Here is a 16,140-nt window from a genome sequence, read left to right as displayed (position 1 = left end):
GGGGCGCATGCGAACCACCACGCTGGGCAGCACCGGCCCCGAGGTCGGCGTCATCGGCCTCGGCTGCATGGGCATGAGCCACGGCTACGACATCACCGGTCCTCGCGACGACGACACGTCGATCGGCGTCATCCGGCAGGCACTGGACCTGGGCGCGACGCTGATCGACACGTCCGACGTGTACGGGCCGTACACCAACGAGCAGCTGGTCGGGCGAGCACTGGCCGGCGGGCACCGGGAGCGGGCCGTGCTGGCCACGAAGGTCGGCCTGGTGGCCACCTCCCCCACCGGTGGCCCCGGCAACTCCCCGAAGATCGGCAACAACGGCCGCCCGGAGCACATCCGTGCGGCGATCGACGAGAGCCTGCGCCGGCTCGGCACCGACCACGTCGACCTCTACCAGTTGCACCGGGTCGACCCGGAGGTGCCCATCGAGGAGTCCTGGGGCGCGATGGCCGAGGTCGTGGCGGCCGGCAAGGCGCGGCAGATCGGGTTGTCCGAGGTGACTGTCGCCCAGATCGCGCGGGCCCAGGCGGTGCACCCGGTGGCGTCGGTGCAGTCCGAGCTGTCACTGTGGACGCGCGACCCGTTGACCGAGGTGCTGCCGTACTGCGCCGAGCAGGGCATCGCCTTCCTGCCGTTCTCCCCGCTCGGTCGGGGTTTCCTCGCCGGCCGGTTCACCTCGTTCGACGACCTGCCCGCCGACGACTTCCGGCGCGGCCTCCCCCGTTTCCAGCAGGACGCGCTGCGCGCCAACCTCGCCATCGTCGCCCGGGTCCGGGAGATCGCCGACCGGGCCGGGGCCAGCCCCGCGCAGGTCGCTCTCGCCTGGGTGGTCGCCCAGGGTGACCGGGTCATCCCGATCCCGGGCACCAAGACCCCCAAGTACCTGCTGGACAACTGCGCAGCCGGCGACGTGCAGCTCAGCTCTGAGGATCTGACCGACCTCGACGGGTTGCCCGCACCCGAGGGCGGCCGCTACTGAGACTCCGGCGGCCCGGCCCTCCGCGGCCGGGCCGCCACCGGCGGGCCGAACCTGACCGGGACGCCGGGCGAGTAGAGCACACTGACCGGCGGCCCGACCGGCGCCGGCAGCCCCGCGGCGGCTACCAACTCGTCGTCGAGGCGCAGCACCTCGGCCCGGTGCAGCGGCCAGCGCGGGTGCCAGTTCGGCAGGTGCAGGGTGCGCCCGTAGGCCCGCGTGTGCAGACCCCAGCGCGCGGTGACGAAGTGCTCAAGGGGGGTCGGGTCGACGATCGGCTCCCCCACCCGCACCGCCATTCGGCTCGTCGTACCCGCCGGGCCGGGCCAGCGTCGCCGGCACCGGTAGGTGAGGCGGTCGCCGTCGCGGTCCATCCGCATCGACGACCAGAGGTACGGCAGTCGCAACGTCGCCCGCGCCACCAGCACCGGCACCAGGCGGGACGCGTCGAGCGACCGGAACACCACCGCTCGCCGGCCGGCGTCGTCGACCGAGTAGAGCCGGACGTTGGTCTCCCAGAACGTGCCGAAGTACGGCACCCCTGGGCCACGGCCGAACCCCAGCCCGACCATCCGGAAGCCGATCAGGCCCACGTAACTGACGCCGTCGAACGTGTCCGGGCGAGTGCCGGCGGGCAGCAGCGGCGCGACGACCTCCGGGGCGACTGCCCAGTGCAGGAAGGTGAGGTCCTCCCAGCGCTGGCGCAGGACAGCCCAGGGAAACGACTGTCGGGGTTCGTGGTCGACGGGTTCGATGTCCACGCTCCCATCCTGACTCAGGCGTGCGGGCCGACGCTCACCGTGCCGATGGTCAACGTGGGTTTGCCTTCCAATATGTCGCCGAGCCGTTCGACCTCCTCGTCCAGCTCCCGCCGCTGCCCGGCGTCGAGGGGCCGCAGCGGCTCGACGGTGACGTGGATCGAGCGGCCCGAGCGGCGTTGGTGCCACACCCCGGCGACCACCCCGTCCACCAGCAGCACCGGGTAGTTGCCGGCCTGGCCACCGTTGAGCGCCCGCTCGGCGGCGGCGCCGGGGAAGAGCCGCTCGCGGGGGTGGCAGCCGACCGCGTACGCGTCGAAGTAGGGCAGCAGCCGCAACCCGGAAGGCCCGTCGTCGGGGAAGACGGTGTCGTCGGCGGCCACCCAGGCCCGGGTGCCCTCCACCGTCACCTCGGTCAGGTCGAGGGAGCCGAACAGCCACGTCGCCCATGCCGGGGGCACCCCCATCCACCGGGCGAACTGTGCCGGGGTCGCCGGCCCGTACGCGTACAGGTAACTGCGGACGAGTGCGGCCAGGGCGGCGGGGCCAGGCATCGGCGCGAAGTCGGGCAGCCATCGGGTCGGACTGGTGTACGTGGTGGCCCGACCACGATTCGGACCGAAGCAGACCACTCCGCCCCGGGTGGCGGCGGTCATCGCGGCGATCCACCGGGGCCATGTGTCCTGGAACGCCTCCATCACCAGGTCGCCCGCCCACGGGCCCGTACGGGCCACGATCTCCTCGGTCAGCTCGGCGGTGGTCAGGTCGGCCTCGGCAACCGCGTCGGCGATCGCCGCGAGGACCTGCTCGGTCTGCCGGGGTGTCAGCAGGACCGCGCTCCGCTCCCCGGAAGGGTCCGGCAACGCGGTCAGCGCGCCGATCCACATCGGCAGGTCCGCGGCGGCGAGCAGGTGCACAGTGCCGCGCGGCCCACGGGTCTTGACCAGCGTGCGGTCGCTCCACAGTGCCCGCCGCACCAGGGCGCGGGTCGCGCCCGGCACCCGCAGCCCGACGGACAGCTCGGCGGCCGACGCGATCTGGGCGTGCGCGCCGCACATCGCCGACACCACGTCGGCGACGCGTGCGGCATCCGGTGCCGCGTCTGCCGCCGGTGCGCCGAGCCGGTGCCGATGTAGACGTCGGGCGGACACCTGTGCCCAACTCAGCTCGGTCATCGCAGGCCCTCGAAGAACGCGCGGATGTCCGCCGCGTGCGCCAGCGGCTCGTCCATCGCCACGAAGTGGCTGCCCGGGTTGCCCTGCGGCCAGTGGACGATGGTGTTGTCCCGCTCGGCGAGGCGGCGCATCAGCGCGGACCCACCGCCGTACACACCGGACGGCACCCGCCGTTGGCCGGTGGGCCAGGCGAAACCGCCGTCGGCGGCGACGGTGAGTCGCTCGTACATGGGCCACGACGACGTTCCCGACGTGCCGGTGAACCAGTAGAGGCTCACATTGGTGAGCAGGTGGTCCCGGTCGATGGCCTGCTCCGGCGTCGGCACCGTCATGGTGAACTCCTTGAACTTCTGCATCATCCAGGCCAGCAGCCCGACCGGCGAGTCGTTCCAGGCGTACGAGAGGGTCTGCGGCGCCGCTCGCAGCAGGGCGTGATGGTCCACGCCACCGCTCATCCACTGCTGCATCTGCTCCCACTCGGCGCGTTCCGCAGCGCTCATGTCCGGCACGTCGGCGGCGGTCGGAAAGCCGAACCCTCCGTCGATGTGCACGCCGACGACCTGCTCTGGAGCCACCGCGGCCACCCGTGGCGCGACATACGCACCGAGGTCGCCGCCCTGGCTGCCGTAACGGTGGTAGCCGAGGCGGGCCATCAGCTCGACCCACATCCGGGCGAGCCGGTCGATCGTGAACCCGTCCGGCGGCGCCTGGGAGAAACCGTAGCCGGGCACCGACGGCACCACGAGGTGAAACGCCTGCGCGGGATCCGCGCCGTGGGCGCGCGGGTCGGTCAGCGGGCCGATCAGCTCGGTGAACTCAACAACGGAGTTCGGCCAGCCGTGCGTCAACAGCAATGGCAGCGCGTCCGGCTCCGGCGAGCGGACGTGCAGCAGGTGCACGGCCAAGCCGTCGATCTCGGTGACGAGTTGGGGGAGGTCGTTCAGCCGCGCCTCGTGCGCCCGCCAGTCGTAACCACTCGCCCAGTACGCGGCCAGCTCGCGCAGGTACTCCACCGGCACCCCCCGGCTCCAGCCCGTGCCGGGCAACGAGCGGGGCCACCGGGTGCGGGAGAGCCGGTCACGCAGGTCGTCGATGTCCGCCTGCGGGATGTCTATCCGAAATGGCGTCATGCCGGGAACGCTACGGCCCATCTAGGACAGGTTCTGGCACACATCGCTGGCATTCTGGGCTCATGTCCGACACCCCCGCCCGACTGCTAGGTCTGCTGTCGCTGTTGCAGACGCCCCGCGAGTGGCCAGGCAGCGAGTTGGCCACCCGGCTCGGCGTCAGCCTGCGCACCATCCGCCGCGACGTGGAGCGATTGCGTGACCTCGGCTACCCGGTGCAGGCGACGATGGGCGCGATCGGCGGATACCGCCTGGTCGCCGGCAAGGCGATGCCGCCGCTGCTGCTCGACGACGACGAGGCGGTGGCGATCGCTGTCGGTCTGCGCACCGCCGCCGGTCACGCGGTGGCCGGCATCGAGGAGGCCTCGGTACGGGCACTGACGAAGATCGAACAGGTGCTGCCGTCCCGGCTGCGGCACCGCGTCTCCGCGCTGGGGGCGGCCACCGAACCGCTGCTCACCTGGCAGGGACCGACTGTCGACCCGGAGCACCTGAGCGCGCTGGCCTGCGCCGTCAACAACCGGGAGCAACTGCGGTTCATTTACCGCCGCCGCGACGGCCTGGAGGCCGAACGGCTCGTCGAGCCGTACAAGCTGGTGTCGGCGGGTCGGCGCTGGTATCTGGTGGGCTACGACAACGATCGCGACAACTGGCGGATCTTCCGGGTCGACCGGATCACCGACCTGTGGCCCACCCGGATCCGGGTCGCCGCCCGGCAACTGCCGGCGTCCGACGCCGCCTCGTTCATGACGGAGAAGCTGCTTGAGCTGACGCCCGTCTACCGGGCGGTGATTACGCTGCACGCGCCGATCGAGCGGATGGCGGGCCCGCTCGGCGGCGCCGGCGTCGACCTGGAGCCGATCGACGCGACCTCGTGTCGGTTACGCAGCAACGCCGACACTCTGGATTGGCTGGCGTGGCGCCTGCTGACCCTCGGTTGCGACATGGAGGTGCATGAGCCTCCGGAGTTGATCGCGCACCTGCGGCAGATCGACTCCCGGGCCACCCGCGCCGCCAGCCCATCCGCAGCGTAGGGAGGCCGCCCCACCCTCGGCGAGGGCACGCCGGTCCGCCGTAGGCTTGAGTGAGCAGAAGCGTTCCAAAACAGGCGGTTTGGGGAGGAACTGGGCGTGACGCAGGGTGACGCGGAGCTGGTGGCACTCGCGCAGGCGGGCGACGCGGGGGCGCTCGGTGTGCTGCTGGCGCGCCACGAGGCAGGAATGCGGGCCGTCGCGTTGAGCATGCTCGGCTACGGACCGGACGCCGAGGACGCGGTGCAGGACGCCCTGGTGACGGCGCTACGGCGCATCGGCGAGGTCCGCGATCCGGCCGCCGTCGGCCCGTGGCTGCGCACGATCGTCCGCAACAACGCGCGGATGGCCCTGCGCGGGCCGCGCCCCGTCCCGGTCGCCGAGCCGGACTGGTTCGCTCAGCCCGCCACCAGCCCCACCCCCGAGGAGGCCCTGGACCGGGCGGCAATGCGCGACTGGGTGTGGCACGCCCTCGGGGCGCTTTCCGAGCCCGACCGGCTGGTCACCCTGCTGCGCTACTTCAGCGACGCCTCGTCGTACGAGCAGATCGCGGCCGTGTGCGGCGTGCCGGTCGGCACCGTCCGCAGCCGCCTCAGCCACGCCCGCCGGGCCCTCGCCGGCGGTCTACGGACAGCGGCGACCGCGGCCCACGCCGACGTCCGCGCGGCCGTCGACGCCCGCTGGCGCGAGGGCCGCGACATGATCGCCACGGCGATGCGGGGCGACTTCGACCGGGTCGTGCGGGAGAGCTGGTGGCCGGACGCCGAGATGGTGGTGCCGGGTGGGCCACGCGGTGGCCGCGACCTGGCGATCCGCGGCATGACCAGCGACCTGGAGGTCGGGATACGCCAGCGGCTGCGCAACGTGGTCGCCAGTGGCGACGTGCTGATCTGGGAGACCGACCTCATCAGTCCGCCGGACGATCCGGAGCACTGCCCGCCGGCAGCGCTGTGGTTGCAGCAGCTGCACGGGGGGCGGGTACGCCGGTTCACCCTCTTCCACCCCGTCGCGGCGCCGCTCTGAGAAAACGTCGCCGACCCAGCGAACTTTTCCCTCGACCCGTGCATCTGGTTCGTGTCAGTCACCAGCCGCGCGGCGGACACCCGCCGCACGGGTCACGAATCGGGAGATGGTTCATGGGTTCCACCAGCCACGACGTCGATGCCCTCGCACCGGGTACGCACACCTTCACCGTTGATGGCGTCCGGCAGGTCTACCACGTCGCCGGCTCCGGCCCGGTGTGCGTGGCGCACTCCGGCGGCCCCGGCATCGAGTGGGCCTACCTGCGGGCGCCCGGCCTTGAGGAGTACTTCACGATGGTCTACGTCGAGCCGGTCGGCACGGGCGCGTCGGGGCGACTCGACAACGCCGACAACTATCGCCTCGTCACGTATGTCCGGTTCCTCGATGCCGTCGTTGCGCACCTCGGCGAGCCCCGGGTGTACCTCCTCGGCCACTCGTACGGCGGATTCGTCATCCAGCGTTACGCCCTGGACCACCCGGACCGGGTCGCCGGACTCGCCCTGTACGACACGTCACCCGTCACCGGCGCCGATTTCTGGGCCGAGGCGATGGCCAACCTCGCCGCATACCCGCAGCGGCACCCGGACCGGCCGGAAGCGGCGGCGATCCCGGCCGCCCTCGGGCAAGCGCTGTCCGCCACCGACGACGAGACGTTGACGTCCGGCCTGAGCGCCGCGCTGCCGGTGTACTTCGCGGACTTCTGGTCCCGGCAGGCCGAGTTCGCCCCGTTGCAGGCGGGCCTGCGGGCCTGGGCAGCGCCGGCCGGCGCGCAGGACCCGACGCCCTTCGACGTGCGCGACCGGCTCGGTGAGATCACCGTACCGGCCGTGGTGATCGTCGGGGCGTATGACTTCATCTGCGGTCCCCGCTACGCCGAGGAGCTGCACGCGGGCCTCAAGGACTCGCGCCTGGTGGTGCTCAAGGACAGCGGGCACTTCGCGCACATCGAGCAGCCGGCAGAGTTCACCGAGGCCGTGGTGGAGTTGCTGAAGCGGTGACGCTCGCGCCGCCCCCGGAGGTCCGTTCGTCACAGCGGGCAGGCCTCGGGGGGCGGCGGCGTTGCACGGTCATAGGCTTGGCACTTCGCTGCGCCGTGACGAAGGAGAAACAGCCGTGAGCCAGACGGATTCCGTCGACGAGTGGAACGTGGCCGAGGACGACGGCGTCCTGGACGCCTCCGACACCCTTGACGACGACCGGGTCGGCGACCCTCTCGACACCGGCATCGTCGCCGAGGACCACTGGACGGCGGCGAACCGGTTCGGCACCACGCCCGCCGAGGAGCGGGCGGGCGAGTCCCTGGAGCAGCACCTCGCCCAGGAGGTGCCGGATGTCGACCCGTACGCCGAGGACGGCGACGACGAGGACGAGTTGACCCGCCGCGGCTACGAGGCCGAGGCGCGCGCCGGCCGTCTCGTCGCGTACGACGAGGGCGTCCGCGAGGACGACGAGGCCGAGTCGGTGGCGTGGGACGCCGGGATCGACGCGGGCGCCGCCAGCGCGGAGGAAGCCGCGATCCACGTGATCGAGGACCCGGACGGGCCCGGCGACGGCCCGCTGCGCTAACGACCGCCCTGAGACGCCGCGCCCACCATCGGTGGATGGCGGGCGCGGCGGGCGGGTTGCTCAGTGGATGACGACGGGCGTCCTGACCTGCTCGCCCTGCGGCTCGTCGAGCTGCGCCGGCTGACGTCGACGCGGCAGCAGAGCGGCCGGGATGAACGTCAGCACGACCAGCGCGAACGCGACCCAGAACGTGGTCGCGAACGACGTGGCGGCGAAGTCGAGCCCACGCTCGATGAGCGACGGGTCCACCGGCATCTGCTGAAGCAACTCCGGCCGCTGCTGGGAGGCGATGGCCAGCCCGGCCTCGGTGATCGGCTTGCCGCTCTCGTCCACCAGGCCGGGGATCGGCCGGGAGCCGTTCAGCTCGTTGGTGAGGATCACCGACATCACGGCGGCGCCGACCGACCCGCCGATCTGCTGGAGGATGTTGACCAGCGTCGAGCCGCGCGCCACCTCCTGCGCCTGCAACGTCCGCAGCGCCGACGTCATGATCGGCATCATCGTGCCGCCCATGCCCAGACCCATCACGAACAGCGACCCACCGAGCAGCCAGTACGAGGTCTGCGGGTCGACCTGGGTGAAGCCGAAGAACCCGACGACGATGAGACCCAGCGCGAACGGCACGGTACGCCCGATCGGCACCCGGTCGGCCAGCGTGCCGGCGATCGGCATGGTGATCATCGCGCCGATGCCCTGCGGGGCCATCAGCAGGCCGGCGGCCAGCGTCGACTCGCCGCGCACCTGGAGGAAGTAGCTCGGGAACAGCAGGCCGGCGCCCATGAACGCGATGATGAACACGAACATCGTCACCGACGCGATGGTCAGACTGCGGTTGCGGAACAGCCGCAGGTCGAGCAGCGGGTGCCGGGGCTTGAACGAGTAGAGCACGAACGCCACCACCAGCGCGCCGCCGACCAGCATCGGGGCCCACACCTTGGTCTCGGCGAACGTGCCCACCTCCGGCAGCGACGAGATGCCGTAGAGGAACAGGGCGAGGCCCGGCGAGAGCATGAGCATGCCGACGAAGTCGAACGATTCCGACGGTTCGGGGGCGTCCTTCGGGAGCGCCAGCTGCGCGTAGATCAACCCGACGACACCGATCGGGATGTTGATCAGGAAGATCCAGTGCCAGCTCGCGGTGTCGATCAACCAACCGCCGAGGATCGGGCCACCGATCGGGCCGAGCAGCATCGGGATGCCGAGGACGGCCATCAGCCGGCCGATCCGGTGCGGGCCGGCCGCCCGGGTCATGATGGTCATGCCCAGCGGCATGAGCATGCCTCCACCGAGGCCCTGCAGCACGCGGTAGCCGATCAGCTCGCCGATCGTGTCGGCCGTGGCGCAGAGCCCCGACCCGATCGTGAACAGGGCCAACGCCACCATGTAGAGGCGCTTGGTGCCGAACCGGTCCGCCGCCCACCCGCTCAGCGGGATCACGGTGGCCAGGGCGAGGGTGTACGCGGTCATGGTCCAGGCGACGCGGGCGTAGGACGCGTCGAACTCGCTCTGGAATTTGGGCAGCGCCACGCTGACCACCGTCACGTCGAGGATCGACATGATCGCGCCAAGGACGACGACGCCCGCCACCTTGAGCACCGCGGCGTCGAGTTTGTCCGATGTCGCGACGGATTGCTGTGTCACAAACTCTCCTGAGGTCGATTGAGCCGGCCAGTGGTGGGCGGTGGCGGCGATGCCGCGCCGACCAGGCGCGGGGCGCGTCGTACCAGGCCGACGACGCGCGGAGGAAGACTAACCGGAGGATGTGACGATTGGCCGCCGGTTTTCGTGACCGCCGGGCCTCGCACCCGAACGGCCGTCGGATGGGGACCGGACGTCCGGGTGTCGATCAGGCGGTGACGACCGGCACGGCGGCGGTCAGCGCCCAGTCGTGCCCGATGTCGGCGGCCACCCGCAGCAACCTCGGAAGGTGCTCTTCCCGCAAGGTCTCCACAGAGGTCTCGGCCGCGTGCACTGTCACGTTGATCGCGGCGACGACCCGACCGTCGCCGTCGCGTACGCCGGTGGCGACGGACCGGATGCCTGGGGCCAGGTCCTGGTCGGCGAGGGCCCAGCCCTTCGCCCGGACCTCGCGCAGCACGGCGTCGAGTTCACCGGGTGAGGGCTGCCAGCGGGGTGTGATACCGGAGCGCGTCGGCTCGGCGAGCGTGGCGGCCAGGGTCTCCGCGGGCAGCGCCGCGAGCAGCACCTTGCCCATCGACGTCGCGGGAGCGGGGAAGCGGGTGCCGATGGTGACACCCAGCGTGACGATCTTGGGGACGGCCACCCGGGCGACGTAGACGATGTCGCTGCCGTCGAGCTGGGCCATCGAGGTCGACTCGTTGGTCTGCGCGACCAGCTTCTCCATGTGCGGCCGGGCCACGTCCCACATGTTCAGCGCGTTGACGTACGCCATGCCCAGTTCGAGCACGCGTGGGGTGAGGGCGTGACCACGGCCGACCGCGCGGACGTAACCCAGCGCCTCGAGCGTGATGAGGATGCGCCGGACCGTGGGTCGGGCGAGGCCGGTGGCGGTGGCGATCTCGCTGAGCGTCATCGACGGACAGGCGGGACGGAAGGAGCGCAGGACGTCGAGCCCACGGGCGAGAGCCTCGATGAAGTCGGGCCCGGCGCCCCTTCCGTTGTCACTCATGTCCTAATGCTTCCATTGCGCCGAGCCGGCGTCCCACTCGGTGTACTGGTAGGGGTTCTCCAGGATGGCGGTCTCGGGGATGTCCGGGTTCATGCCACGCCGCCATGCCTCCTCCCCCATCGTCTCGCGGAGGTGGTCGATGGTCGACGCCACCTTCGCCTGGGCGGCGGCGAGGTCGACTCCGACGAGGCGGCCGTCGCGCTTGACGACCCGGCCGCCCACCAGCACGGTGTGCACGTCGCCGCGTTGGGCCTGGAAGACGACATGGCCGTGCGGGTTCAGGATCGGGAACATCACCGGCGACGCGTCGTTCTTGATCAGGACGACGTCGGCCTGCCGGCCGGGGGTCAGGGCACCGATCGTGGAGTCCATGCCGAGGGCGCGGGCGCCGCCTCGGGTGGCCCACTCGACGACCTGCTCGGCGCGCAGGTGGCAGTGGGTGATGGTCTCCTGCTTGGCGTGCGCCTCCAGGTGCTCGCGGGAACGGTCGGCGCCGAGCGTGGAGCGCATCGCGGAGAACAGGTCACCGCTCCACCACACGCTGGTGTCCATCGACAGCGACACCGGGATGTCGTGGTGGCGCAGCTGCCAGGTGGGCGGGTAGCCCTGCCCGGCGCTCTGTTCGCTCTCGGTCGAGACGGAGACGGTCCCGCCGGTGGCGGCGATCCGGTTGTACGAGTCGTGGGTGAGTGTCGCCGCGTGCACGTAGACGGTCGAGGGGTTCATGAACCCGTTCTCGTGCATCAGCCGGATGCCGTCGTCGTTGGTGGCGCCCCACACGCCGGCGTGCGTGGTCACCGCGGCGTCCAACTCCCGGGCCACCTCGAAGGCGGCCCGCTCCGGGAACGCGGGGTCGCCGGTGACGTCGAACGCCATCTGGAACCCGGCCAGCCTGCCGCCGTCGATGCGACGACGGTGGAAGTCGCGGAACTCCGGCGAGGTGGCCCACTCCCAGGGACCCTGCTGGATGTTGCCGTAGGCGAGCACGAAGCGTCCATCGACCGCCTCCAGTGCGTCGACGGCCGCGTCGGCGTGATCGGGCGTCTGGAGGCCGTGCGACCAGTCGACGGTGGTGGTGACACCCGCGTCGATGGCTTCGATGGCACCGAGCAGGTTGCCGGCGTGGACGTCCTCGGGTCGGAAGAGCTTGCCGGATTCGAGGTAGTACCAGACGAAGTACTGGGTCAGGGTCCAGTCGGCGCCGTATCCGCGCATGGCGGTCTGCCACAGGTGCCGGTGGGTGTCGACCATGCCGGGCATGAGGATGCCGCCGGCGGCGTCGATCTCCAGGGCATCGTCGGGCGCGGTGAGGCCGACGCCGACCTCCGCGATCCGGCCGCCGACGACCAGCACGTCGGCGCCGGGCAACACCGTGTGCGCGTCGTCCATGGTGAGAACCAGGCCGTTACGGAAGACCACCGGCCGGTCGGTTGCGCTCATCGCCACCCATTCCTTTCGGGAGAGTACGAGAGAATTCGGACCACTGTCCGCTGTGCGGCCAGCCCGAGTGGCGCAAGTGTGGTCCCGGTCATGAGTCGTGTCAATAGCATGTTTCCGTGCGATGAATCGACCATTGACAGGCACCGGACGGTGTCGCAAGCTGTCCCGGCGGACAGGTGTCCGCAGGACGGGCGGAAATATGGTGCAGCATTCGACGGGGCCGCTGGCCGGGCTGCTCGTCGCGGACTTCTCCCGGATCCTCGCGGGGCCGTACGCGACGATGCTCCTGGCGGACCTGGGCGCACAGGTGATCAAAGTGGAGAGTCCCGGAGGGGACGACACCCGCACCTGGATGCCGCCCACCCGCGACGGCGTCTCGACGTACTACCTCGGCATCAACCGCAACAAGCGGTCGATCGCCCTGGACCTCAAGAAGCCCGACGACCTGGCCGCCGCGCAGGAACTGTCCCGCCGCGCAGACGTGCTGATCGAGAACTTCCGGCCGGGCGGCCTCGCCCGGTTCGGCCTCGACTACGACAGCGTCGCCGCGAGCAACGAGAAGATCGTGTACGCGAGCATCAGCGGGTTCGGCACCGGCGCCGGCCGGGACTACCCCGGCTACGACCTCATGGTGCAGGCGATCTCGGGCCTGATGAGCCTGACCGGCGACCCGGACGGCTCGCCGTACCGGGCCGGGATCTCCGTCTTCGACGTGATGGCCGGGCTGCACGCGAGCATCGGCATCCTCGCCGCGCTGCACCATCGTGGCGAGACCGGCAAGGGCCAGCACGTCGAGGTCAACCTGCTCAGCTCGGCGCTGTCCGGTCTGGTCAACCATTCCAGCGGCTACGTCGCCGGTGGCACCGTCCCGTTCCGGATGGGCAACGCCCACCCCAGCCTCTTCCCGTACGAGCCGCTGCCCACCGCCGACGGCGAGCTGATCGTCATCGCCGGCAACGACGGGCAGTTCCGCAAGCTCTGCCAGGTGCTCGACCTGCCCGGCCTGCCCGACGACCCGCGCTTCGGGCGCAACCAGGACCGCACTGCCAATCGCGAGGAGCTGCGGCCCCTGCTGGTCGAACGGCTCGCCAAGCGGACCAAGGACGAGTGGTTCCGGGACCTGCTCGCCGCGGGCGTCCCGTGCGCGCCGATCAACACCATCGACGGCGGCGTGGCACTCGCCGAGGAGCTGGGGCTCGACCCGGTCGTCGCCGTCGGCGACGTGCCCGGCGTCCGCAACCCCATCACCTTCTCCGACACCCCGGCCCGGTACGAGCTGCCGCCGCCCGGGCTCGACGAACACGGCGAGGAGATCCGCGCGTGGCTGAAGAGCTGAGCTTCCCGACCGGGATCGGCACCTCCGACCCGACGAGCATCTCGCTGCTCGGCCAAGACCTGGCCGGCGACCTGATGGGTCAGGTCGGCTTCGGCGAGCTGGCGTACTGGCTGGTCGCCGGACGCCGCCCCACCCAGGGTGAGGTCCGGGTCTTCGAGGCGGTGCTGGTGGCGCTCGCCGACCACGGCTTCACCCCGACGGCCATCGCGGCCCGGTTGACGTACCTGTCCGCGCCCGAGTCGTTGCAGGGCGCGCTCGCCGCCGGCCTGCTCGGCGGCGGCTCCCGCTTCCTCGGCGTCACCGAGGACTGTGGACGCTTCCTCGCCGACACCCTCGCACAGGCTGGCGAGGTGACCGACTACGACGCGGTGGCCCTCGACGCGGTCACCCGGGCCAAGCGGGAGCGTCGGCTGGTCCCCGGGCTCGGGCACCCCGTGCACAAGCAGCAGGACCCCCGCACCCCCGTCCTGATCCGGGTCGCCACCGAGGAGGGTGTGCACGGCCCGCATCTGCGGCTGTTCGAGGCGATCGGACGGGTGCACCCGCAGGTCCTCGGTCGCACCCTGCCACTCAACGGCGCCGGGGTCTGCGGCGCGGCGCTCGCCGACCTCGGGTTGCCTGTGGAGATGCTGCGCGGCTTCGCCCTGCTGGCCCGCGCGGCCGGGCTGCTCGGGCACCTCGCCGAGGAGCGGCGCCGGCCGCTCGGCATGGACATCTACCGCACCGTGGACCGCAACGCCGTGTACGAGCCCTGACACCCCTCTTCTGCGAAAGGAGCGGAATGGCCACTGTCGTCGCGGTCATCGCCTCCACCCACCACCCTTTCTACTACCGGGCCAGCACCGCCACCGGCGAGGATCGACCACCGTTCGCGGACGAGTGGACCCGGAAGATCCTGGCCTTCCGGGAGACGTTGACCCGGGCCCGACCCGACGTGCTGGTGATGGTCGGCTCCGACCACTTCCACCAGCTCTGGTTGGACAACATGCCGCAGTTCCTGGTCGGCAAGGCGCCCGCGTACGACGCCAACTGGTACAACGAGGAGCGCGAGTTCGGGCTGCCCCGGATGCTGCTCAGGGGTCAGGAGGATCTGTCCGGGCACATCCTGCGGGCCGGGCTCGACTCCGGGTTCGACCTCGCGTTCAGCAACGAGCTGCGGATCGACCACAGCATCACCTGCCCGATCATCACGCTGCGGCCCGAGGCCGACCTGCCGATCGTGCCGATCTACACGAACATCTTCGCGCCGCCGCTGCCGCAGCCGAAGCGCTTCGTCCAGCTCGGCCAGGCCATCCGGGAGATCGTCGAGTCATGGCCGTCGCACCTGCGGGTGGCGGTCATCGGCACCGGCCACCTCTCGCTGGAACTGGGCGGCCCCCGGCAGTTCGGCCCGCACGGCCCGGACCCGGAGTTCGACCAGCGGGCCGTCGAGTGGATCGCCAACGGTGACCTGGACGGGTGCCTGCGCGAGGTCACCCTGGACAGCCTGCACACGCCGGGCAACGCCACCCACGGGTTCATGGACTTCATGCTCATGATGGGCGTGGCCGGCGCCGGCGTGAAAGCCGACTACGTCGACACCCTCGACCTGTTCCACACCATGGAGGCGTACTTCACCTGGTACCCGAACGGAGCGCCGGCGGCATGAGCAAATACCTGCTGAACAAGTTCCTCTTCATGGTCGACCGGGACCCCGAGCTGGTCGAACGCTACCGGAGCGAACCGCGCGAGCTGGTTGCCTGGTGGGAGGCCGAATGCGCCAACACGGTGCTGAACTGCCACACCGGCGAGGCGAGCACCTGGTTGCGTTTCGACGACGTGGAGCGAGAGGCACTGGCCGCGCACGACCACGTGAAGCTGTTCGAGTTGGGGGCGCACCCGTTCCTCACCCTGACCCTCTTCATCGCCGTCTTCGAGCGGGACAACACCGAGCCGCTGGAGTACCAGAAGTCGTACGGCGCACGGTTGGCGCACTTCTCGATGCCGTACCCGGACATCGCGACATGATCCGCGCGGCACAGCTCGCCGCCTGCGGCACCCCACCGACGATCGTCCAGCGGCCGGCTCCCGTGCCGGCCGACGGCGAGCTGACGATCACCGTCGAAGCCGCGCCGATCACCCCGCTGGACGTGCTCTGCGCCAGCGGCACCAGTTACTTCGGCACGCCGAGCACCCCCTATGTGCCGGGCGTGCAGGGTGTGGGGCGGCTGGCCGACGGCAACACTGTCTGGTTCGGCACGTCAGCCGGCATGCGGCCGGGGGTCGACGGCAGCATGGCGACCACGGTGGCGGTGCCCGCCGTCGATGTCGTGGCGCTGCCGCCCGGCGTACCGCTGACCCTGCTCGCGGCCCTGGGCCTCTCCGCGGTCGCCGCGCACGCGGCGCTGACCCACGCCGGCAACCTGACGGCCGGCGAGCAGGTCGTCGTGCTCGGGGCCGGTGGTGTGGTCGGTCAGGCGGCAGTCCAGCTGGCCCTGCTCGGCGGGGCCCGCCGGGTCGTCGCCGTGGCCCGCTCGGCCGCCGCGCGGGCCCGCGCCGAGGAGCTCGGCGCTGCCGTCACCGTCCCCTTCCTGCCTGACGACGACGTCGCGTCGATGGGCGACCGGCTGCACGACGCCGCCGACGGGCCGGTCGACCTCGTCCTCGACCCGGTCTTCGGTGTCCCGGCCGCGGCGGCGCTGCGGGTGCTGCGCCCCGGTGGCCGCCTGGTCAACCTGGGCAGCGCGGCGGGGGCGACGGCACCGATCGAGTCCGCCGTGCTGCGCAGCGGGTCGCTACGAATGGTCGGCTACACCAACAACGGGTTGTCGACCGCGCGACGGGCGGCGTCGCTGGCCGTGGTGGCCGAGCACGCTGCGGCAGGCCGGCTCACCGTCGACCACGAGATCGTGCAGTTCGACGCGGTCGCGGACGCCTGGGCCCGACAGGACACCGGCACCGCCTCCGGGCGCATCGTCCTCGCGCTCTGACCAGGGCGGCCCCAGCCAGGGATCACGAAACCCTGGACAAGGCGCACCTGGTTGGGCCTCCGGACCGGTGCGACGGTCGGTGC

Annotated in this window: 16 protein-coding genes; 10 read left to right on the top strand and 6 right to left on the bottom strand. The window is 71.3% G+C overall.

From position 1 onward, the window contains the following. Positions 1-7: 7 nt before the first annotated feature. Positions 8-985, top strand: coding sequence for an aldo/keto reductase (locus FHU34_RS15120; protein ID WP_145780903.1), 978 nt, complete (start codon positions 8-10; stop codon positions 983-985). Here the strand turns inward: FHU34_RS15120 and FHU34_RS15115 are convergent. Genes FHU34_RS15115 through FHU34_RS15105 form a run of 3 tightly spaced genes read right to left on the bottom strand, consistent with a single transcriptional unit; the run spans position 979 to position 4,045 of the window. Then, a complete protein-coding gene (locus tag FHU34_RS15115) occupies positions 979-1,743 on the bottom strand; it encodes a YqjF family protein (protein ID WP_145780901.1) in 765 nt (254 codons plus the stop codon). The two genes, FHU34_RS15120 and FHU34_RS15115, sit on opposite strands and share 7 nt — an antisense overlap. Before the next feature lie 14 nt (positions 1,744-1,757). Further along, positions 1,758-2,915 (bottom strand): winged helix DNA-binding domain-containing protein, encoded by a 1,158-nt coding sequence (locus FHU34_RS15110; RefSeq protein ID WP_145780899.1) that lies wholly within the window; start codon positions 2,913-2,915, stop codon positions 1,758-1,760. Beyond that, the gene (locus FHU34_RS15105) at positions 2,912-4,045 is read right to left on the bottom strand and encodes an epoxide hydrolase family protein (protein ID WP_145780897.1); all 1,134 of its coding nucleotides are present in this window, start codon (positions 4,043-4,045) and stop codon (positions 2,912-2,914) included. Before FHU34_RS15105 ends, FHU34_RS15110 begins: the two co-directional genes overlap by 4 nt. Positions 4,046-4,107: 62 nt before the next feature. Here FHU34_RS15105 and FHU34_RS15100 point away from each other — a divergent pair, with 62 nt between their 5' ends. The 4 genes from FHU34_RS15100 to FHU34_RS15085 all read left to right on the top strand — a co-directional run bounded on the left by FHU34_RS15100 (position 4,108) and on the right by FHU34_RS15085 (position 7,662). Next, positions 4,108-5,076, top strand: coding sequence for a helix-turn-helix transcriptional regulator (locus tag FHU34_RS15100; RefSeq protein WP_145780895.1), 969 nt, complete (start codon positions 4,108-4,110; stop codon positions 5,074-5,076). A 96-nt stretch (positions 5,077-5,172) separates the two neighbouring features. Beyond that, on the top strand, positions 5,173-6,096 hold the full coding sequence (locus tag FHU34_RS15095) for an RNA polymerase sigma factor (protein ID WP_145780893.1): 924 nt from the start codon (positions 5,173-5,175) through the stop codon (positions 6,094-6,096). A gap of 113 nt (positions 6,097-6,209) precedes the next feature. After that, positions 6,210-7,094, top strand: coding sequence for an alpha/beta fold hydrolase (locus FHU34_RS15090; RefSeq protein ID WP_145780892.1), 885 nt, complete (start codon positions 6,210-6,212; stop codon positions 7,092-7,094). Between the two features lie 115 nt (positions 7,095-7,209). Further along, on the top strand, positions 7,210-7,662 hold the full coding sequence (locus FHU34_RS15085; RefSeq protein ID WP_145780891.1) for a DUF5709 domain-containing protein: 453 nt from the start codon (positions 7,210-7,212) through the stop codon (positions 7,660-7,662). A gap of 60 nt (positions 7,663-7,722) precedes the next feature. On the opposite strand, the gene FHU34_RS15080 is transcribed toward FHU34_RS15085, so the two are convergent. The 3 genes from FHU34_RS15080 to FHU34_RS15070 all read right to left on the bottom strand — a co-directional run bounded on the left by FHU34_RS15080 (position 7,723) and on the right by FHU34_RS15070 (position 11,752). Then, positions 7,723-9,303 carry a DHA2 family efflux MFS transporter permease subunit gene (locus FHU34_RS15080; RefSeq protein WP_145780888.1) on the bottom strand — a complete coding sequence of 527 codons (1,581 nt, stop codon included), beginning with the start codon at positions 9,301-9,303 and terminating at the stop codon, positions 7,723-7,725. A 205-nt stretch (positions 9,304-9,508) separates the two neighbouring features. Beyond that, positions 9,509-10,312, bottom strand: coding sequence for an IclR family transcriptional regulator domain-containing protein (locus tag FHU34_RS15075; protein ID WP_145780886.1), 804 nt, complete (start codon positions 10,310-10,312; stop codon positions 9,509-9,511). A gap of 3 nt (positions 10,313-10,315) precedes the next feature. Beyond that, on the bottom strand, positions 10,316-11,752 hold the full coding sequence (locus FHU34_RS15070; protein ID WP_145780884.1) for an amidohydrolase family protein: 1,437 nt from the start codon (positions 11,750-11,752) through the stop codon (positions 10,316-10,318). Positions 11,753-11,951: 199 nt separating this feature from the next. Here FHU34_RS15070 and FHU34_RS15065 point away from each other — a divergent pair, with 199 nt between their 5' ends. The 5 genes from FHU34_RS15065 to FHU34_RS15045 are packed head-to-tail and all read left to right on the top strand — an operon-like array spanning position 11,952 to position 16,057. Beyond that, a complete protein-coding gene (locus tag FHU34_RS15065) occupies positions 11,952-13,088 on the top strand; it encodes a CaiB/BaiF CoA transferase family protein (RefSeq protein WP_145780881.1) in 1,137 nt (378 codons plus the stop codon). Beyond that, the gene (locus FHU34_RS15060) at positions 13,073-13,843 is read left to right on the top strand and encodes a citryl-CoA lyase (protein WP_145780879.1); all 771 of its coding nucleotides are present in this window, start codon (positions 13,073-13,075) and stop codon (positions 13,841-13,843) included. The genes FHU34_RS15065 and FHU34_RS15060 overlap by 16 nt, the downstream gene beginning before the upstream one ends. A 26-nt stretch (positions 13,844-13,869) precedes the next feature. Continuing rightward, on the top strand, positions 13,870-14,736 hold the full coding sequence (locus tag FHU34_RS15055) for a DODA-type extradiol aromatic ring-opening family dioxygenase (RefSeq protein WP_145780877.1): 867 nt from the start codon (positions 13,870-13,872) through the stop codon (positions 14,734-14,736). Further along, entirely contained in the window at positions 14,733-15,095 is a 363-nt protein-coding gene (locus FHU34_RS15050; RefSeq protein WP_145780875.1) for a hypothetical protein, read from the top strand. The genes FHU34_RS15055 and FHU34_RS15050 overlap by 4 nt, the downstream gene beginning before the upstream one ends. Continuing rightward, positions 15,092-16,057 carry a quinone oxidoreductase family protein gene (locus FHU34_RS15045; protein ID WP_145780873.1) on the top strand — a complete coding sequence of 322 codons (966 nt, stop codon included), beginning with the start codon at positions 15,092-15,094 and terminating at the stop codon, positions 16,055-16,057. The genes FHU34_RS15050 and FHU34_RS15045 overlap by 4 nt, the downstream gene beginning before the upstream one ends. Positions 16,058-16,140: the final 83 nt, after the last annotated feature.

Origin of the sequence: Micromonospora taraxaci, assembly GCF_007830095.1 — a bacterium.
GTDB classification, from domain to species: domain Bacteria; phylum Actinomycetota; class Actinomycetes; order Mycobacteriales; family Micromonosporaceae; genus Micromonospora; species Micromonospora taraxaci.
The sequence above is the reverse complement of the archived record's forward strand: the minus strand, read 5'-3'. Positions and strand labels throughout refer to the sequence as shown.